General features: G+C 58.5%; 5 protein-coding genes and 1 tRNA gene. 2 read left to right on the top strand and 4 right to left on the bottom strand.

All coding sequences use genetic code 11. From position 1 onward, the window contains the following. The first annotated feature begins 212 nt into the window (after nucleotides 1-212). On the top strand, nucleotides 213-1463 hold the full coding sequence (locus ABX749_RS19355) for a HEAT repeat domain-containing protein (protein WP_372897414.1): 1251 nt from the start codon (nucleotides 213-215) through the stop codon (nucleotides 1461-1463). Between the two features lie 198 nt (nucleotides 1464-1661). On the opposite strand, the gene ABX749_RS19350 is transcribed toward ABX749_RS19355, so the two are convergent. The 4 genes from ABX749_RS19350 to nusB form a co-directional block, all read right to left on the bottom strand. Further along, nucleotides 1662-3014, bottom strand: coding sequence for an SGNH/GDSL hydrolase family protein (locus ABX749_RS19350; RefSeq protein WP_372897413.1), 1353 nt, complete (start codon nucleotides 3012-3014; stop codon nucleotides 1662-1664). 213 nt (nucleotides 3015-3227) lie between these two features. Next, complete coding sequence (locus ABX749_RS19345) at nucleotides 3228-4091, bottom strand: TerC family protein (RefSeq protein WP_372897412.1); 864 nt, start codon at nucleotides 4089-4091, stop codon at nucleotides 3228-3230. A gap of 36 nt (nucleotides 4092-4127) precedes the next feature. Then, complete coding sequence (locus tag ABX749_RS19340) at nucleotides 4128-4904, bottom strand: TSUP family transporter (RefSeq protein ID WP_372897411.1); 777 nt, start codon at nucleotides 4902-4904, stop codon at nucleotides 4128-4130. 11 nt (nucleotides 4905-4915) lie between these two features. Further along, nucleotides 4916-5374 (bottom strand): transcription antitermination factor NusB, encoded by a 459-nt coding sequence (gene nusB / locus ABX749_RS19335; protein WP_372897410.1) that lies wholly within the window; start codon nucleotides 5372-5374, stop codon nucleotides 4916-4918. Nucleotides 5375-5619: 245 nt separating this feature from the next. On the opposite strand from nusB, the gene ABX749_RS19330 reads away from it, so the two are divergent. Then, a tRNA-Ala gene (locus ABX749_RS19330) sits at nucleotides 5620-5692 on the top strand. Nucleotides 5693-5700 lie beyond the last annotated feature (8 nt).

Genomic DNA, 5700 nt, shown 5'->3' with positions numbered 1-5700 from the left:
ATTGGCAAGGACTCGTCGCCTCGTCCACTACCGCCTACCCGAAAACCAAGGTGCGGCGGAAAACTAGGCTGTAGCTGATTCGGGCATTGCGGAACGCTTGGAAAGCGTTCCGGGGCGCCTGAAGGCTGGACACCAACGAGGGCTGCACGCCGACGCTTGGTAAATCCTTGCCACCGTGCCAGATGCTTCTCTTCTCATCGAACTGACCTGACATGAACCACTTCGTTCGCCTTTCGCACTTCCCGATGACATCCGGGCTGGCGCTGACACTTGCGGTTTTCGCGAGCGCACCTCCGGCTCAAGCGGACACGTTGGAATTGCGTGGCAATGTGCAGGTCGATGGCAAGATTGTGCGGAAGACCGACAGCGGGTCGAAACCGCATGTGATTGTGGAAGTGGATCCGGAGTTGCGAGTCGCCATTCCCCAGAGCCGGGTCGTCAAAACGGTCAGCGATTCCGACGAGAAACTGGTTTGGTATCGTCAACAGTTGGCTCAAGTGGGCGAGGACGCCGAGGCGCACTATCAATTGGCGCGGCAGTGCAAGGGAAACGGCTTGTTGGCGCAGCGGGATTTCCATTTTCAGCGGGCCATTGAAATCGATCCCAATCACCCCCAAGCCAGATCGGCGCTCGGTTATGTTCGCGATGGCAACGAATGGGCGCTCTATGCCGATCAGCAACGGCAGCGCGGATTGATACGAACGGCAGGCGGATGGGAGGTCCCGGAGGTTTATCTTCGCGAACAACGACGCGACAAGTTCGACGAAGCCTCGAAGCTTTGGATCAAGGAGCTGACCAAGCTGCGGAGTTTGGTGTTGAGGCCGGGTAAACGGTCCGCCGAAGCACTCGAATCGATCCAAGCCATTGACGACCCGATGGCATCGACCGCGCTTGCCGAAGCACTGGAGAAGTCGCGTGGGAACGAACCCGATCCCAAATCGTTGCGGATGATCTACGTCAAACGACTCGGCGCGCTGAAGACACCGATCGCGGTCCAGGCTCTGGTCCGGACAGGGATCTTTGAGCCCGATCCGGGGATACGTACCGAAGCCTTGTTGCAGCTTCAGGAGTACGGCGCGTCGTCGGCGGTTGCGTCTTATCTGCCGATCTTGAAGGGTGACAACCGCAAGCCGGTGGAAGTGACCGCGGCGCTTCGTGCGCTGAACTATTTTCCCGACCCGGAACTTTGGCAGGAATACGTCGATGCGTTGATCACGACGCACAAGTCGTTGACGCCCAAGGGACCAGGCATGTCGGTCGGCAGCAACAGCCTGGGCGGTTCGGGGCTTTCCACCGGCGGCAAACAAGAGGTGTTGACCAAGACGGTTCAAAACCCCGGCGCGTTGGAATTGCTTCGTCAGATCGCACCGGGCGTCGATTACCGATACGACCAGGCGGCCTGGCGCAATCACTTCGCCGCTCAACTGATGAAAGCCCCCGACGATCTCCGCCGCGATCCGTAGCGGCAGTAGCCCGCAAGCTCATGCCGTCTATTTTAGCGCTGTGCAAGCGGAACGGCGCGAGCCGTCCGGTTGCAGCTCGAAAGACCGGAGGACTCGCGACCTGCCGCGAACAAGAAAGCACGTCGCTGGTAGCCGAACGACTGAAGGCCCATTGCTGTCAGCCGGCTTGCGCCGGCGTGCGGGCCGCTTCACCCGATCTCACTGCACCGGTTGCAGCACGTAGCGGTGCGGGACCGGCTTGGCTGCGGCGTAGATTGCCGCCAATTCCTCGTCGGCTTTCTGTTCGAGCGCGGCGAGTTTTTCCTCAAAACCTTCCATCTTCTGCTCCCCCGCGGCGACCTTCTTTTCCAGCGCCGTCCGGGTCGCTTCGTCACCGGCTTGGGCCAAGCTGCGTCGATCCCGCGCCAGGTTACGGGCGGTGTACCAGTGCTTGCGCAGCTCTCCGATCGTCGATTCGTTTCTGGCTTTGTTCATCGCTACCACTTTGGCCGCTTGGACCGATTGTGGCGTGGAGGGGAACCGTTGCAGTTCGATGTGGGCGGCCAATTGGGTATGGGTGAAGTCGCCGACCGGCGCGCCATCGATCGAAAGCGTGTATTTGCCCGGCGCCAGTCCGTGCACCTGGAACCCTTCGCGACTGAATTTGTGGTCCAGCTTCAGCATCTTGGCTGCGACCTGAGTGTCATCGGGGGTGACCCACGGCAGCGATTCGGCGAGGAACGTGAATTCTATCGATCCGTCCGCGCCGGCCAGTTCGGTCACTTCGCCTCCGGTTGCCCGTGCGCGATAGCCATTCTTCGTCGGCACGAGCGTGATGTTCGAAACGGCGCTTTGCATGCCCAGGTTTTCAAGCCAGGCATGTGCCATGATCAGTTGACCGTCGGTGCCGGGATGAACCGCGTCCTTGATGAAGGTGAATTGGGGATCGTCCTGACGGGCAACACGGGTCAGGTGATTGAGGGGACCAAACATATCGATCGACCGCATGCCTCGACGATCCGCTTCGTCTCGCAGCCAGGTCCCGAAGTAGGCGAGGACAGCGTTGTATTGACGCAGTGCGGATTCTTCGCGGGGACGTTGTTTCAAATTGGCGCGGGCCGCGACGGCGTCGAACATCGTCGGCGTGATCGGCGAGACCGTTGTGCCGGCGGCTTGCAAGCGATCCAGCAATTCGGTCATGTCGGTTTCATAGGTTTTGAAAATCTCATGATCAAACGCTTGGTAGCGTCCGTCGTTCATTCCCAACAGAATCGTGACCAGCTTGGGGTTCTTCGACAGCACGTCGCGGTCGAGACGCTGCAGCGAGTCCCAGGCTTTGTCTCCGCCGATGCCGGCGTTGTGGAACTTCAGCGGCACGCTGGGAAACCGGGTGATGAAGAAGTCTTCGATGTACTGCGTGTAAAGACGCTGATGCGTGATGCTGTCGCCGAGGAAAACCACCGCATCACCGGACTGAAGGCTCGCCTCGCCGACCTGGATCGGAGTCGACTGGGCAAGCGCCGGGGAAAGCAACAAACAAACCGAGAGCAGGGCAAACGCAAATCGTTTCATAACGGGTGTGGGGGGAAAGAGGGAGGGACAGACAGAAATGGAGAGAGAGGCAGGAGAATGAGACAAATCTCAAATCTCAAATCTCAAGCCTTGAAACTTGAAACTTGAAACTTGAAACTTGAAACTTGAAACTTGAAACTTGAAACCTGAAACCTGAAACCTGAAACCTGAAACCTGAAACCTGAAACCTGAAACCTGAAACCTGAAACCATCCTACTTCCTCATGCTCCCGGTTTCACCTTCGCCGCGACTGGGGCGAATGCGTTTCATTTTCATTCTCAGATTCAGGAATTCGACCATCAGGGAAAACGTCATCGCAAAGTAGACGTACCCCTTGCTGATCGGCGTCCCGGAGGCTTCGCTGATCAAGACGACGCTGATCAAGATCAGGAAGGACAGGGCCAACATTTTGACCGTGGGGTGCTTCTGGACAAACTCGCTGATCTGGTTGGCAAACACGATCATCACCAAGACGCTGATCACCACGGCGATGACCATGACGGAGATTTGTTTGGCCATTCCGACGGCGGTGATCACCGAGTCGAGTGAAAAGATGATGTCCATGAACGCAATTCGGAACAACACGCCGCCGACGGTAACGCTCGACCGGTTTTCCTCCGTGATCGGGGCGATCCCGTCCGAGGATCCGCCACTGTCGCCGGGCAGGTTCCCGATCTCAGCTTCCTCTTCATGACCCTCGATCTTGTGGTGAATTTCACGCACCGCGGTCCACAATAAAAACAGACCACCGAACATCAAGATCAGGTCTTTGCCGCTGACCTCGTTGGCTTCTTCGTGCTCGTGCAGGTACTCGGCAACGGATTCCAGCGGGACATAGTCCGACAGATGAAACACCGGCCCGACCAGTTGCATCAGATAGCCGATGCCCAGCAGCAACACGATTCGCATGCCCATGGCCAGCACCAGTCCGAACCGTCTGGCGAAGGACCGTTTTTCGGGCGGCAAACGTCCGGTGATGATCGCGATGAAGACGATGTTGTCGATCCCCAACACGATCTCCATCAAGGTCAGCGTCAACAACGCCATGATGGCGTCGCCGGTGAGCAGAGATCCCATTTCCGCGATCATATTCAATTCCTTTTCATCGGAGCACTAGCCGGAGCGGATCCAAGGTGACGCCAAGCCGAGAATCCCCATCAAGAACAGCAGCCCCAAGGTAACGCGTCGCAGACGGTTGCGTCCGAGCCAGTTGCCGAATTTAAGTCCCAGCGAGGTGACCAACAACAGGATGGGAATCGACGCACAGGCATTCAATGCCGGGGTGACCAATCGATCTCCAAAGAATGCGAACAGCATGACGATCGCCGGCGCGAGACTGGTCAGGTACATCGCGAACAAAAATCCGCGGATCTGGCGGGTGTTCCAATCATGCGCGGAGACCCAAAACACCATTGCGGGTCCCCCCATCCCGACCAGCCCTTGCAAGAACCCTGAAATGGGAAACGCGATCCAGGCCCAGATCGGCGACAGCTTTGCCTTGGGGACCGGGTGATAGACGGCCGTCGCGATGGTCGCCGCCAGCACCACGCCGCCGACAAATTGGCGGATCCGCACCAACGGAAACGCTTCTTCGATCGCGATCAGCGCGAGGATTCCCAGCGGGAAAAAGCCGACGCGACCGATGCCCGGCCAGAGAAGGGTTTTCGGCCGGATCGATTCCCGCAGCGCGTAAACGCCCGCGATGTTCTGCGGAATCGTCGCCACCAACAGCGCCATACTGGCTTCGGGGATCAAGTACCCCAGCCATAACAGGGTGGGTATAACCAGCATGCCCGCGGCGAATCCGGCGGCCGCCTGCACGAAAATACCGACCGAGAGGACGAGCGTGACGATCAACCAGGGAAAAAACCAGGAAACGACTTCGGGCATCGGTCAATCGCCTAGCCGTCGTTGTCTTGGATGACGTCTTCTTCGTCGACGTCACCCAATGCGTTGGCCTCGAATTCCTTCAGCAATCGGTCCAAAATCCCGTTCACAAACCGCGGGCTGTTTTTGTCGCCGTAGCGTTTGATCAACACCACCGCTTCGTTGACCGCCACGCGGCCGGGTGTTTCGGCAAACAGGATCTCGTAGGCTGCCATTCGCATCACGTTGCGATCGGTGATCGCCATCCGCCCCAGCGCCCAGCCCTTGGCCAAACGAGCAAGATGCCGATCCACTTGATCGCGATGCTCCAGCGTGCCGGTCAACAGTTTCTCGGCAAACGCCGACAAAGCCGAACGTCCCTGCAGTCGCGACTTGATGAACCGGCGCGCCGACACGGCATCGCGGGTGCCGTTGACGTCGGCTTCGTAAAGTAACTGTAAAACGATCTCGCGGGCGCGACGGCGGGTGGACATTCAGGATCTCGGGACGCGTGTTCTTTCGAATCAGACGCTTTTTCAGGGATTACAAGGGTTCAGAGGCGGATTGTAGGCGCGCCCCGCCGCCGCGCCGAGCTACCTCGATTTTGCATCCAAAACGCGGGTTGACGAATCGGCCGTCGGATTGATAATACCGCTCCTGATCAGTTGGTCAGCCCGTTGCGACGGGGCCAACATGCCTCCCCCATGGCTTTGATCAGATTCCAAATGGGGGCCCAAGCGGGGGTATAGCTCAGTTGGGAGAGCGACGCGCTGGCAGCGCGTAGGTCGTCGGTTCAAGTCCGTCTACCTCCACTTTCGAT

The organism is Stieleria sp. (genome assembly GCF_041595215.1).
In the GTDB taxonomy this organism is placed as follows: domain Bacteria; phylum Planctomycetota; class Planctomycetia; order Pirellulales; family Pirellulaceae; genus Stieleria; species Stieleria magnilauensis.
Note: the sequence above shows the minus strand (reverse complement) of the source record. Positions and strands in the feature narration are given on the sequence as shown.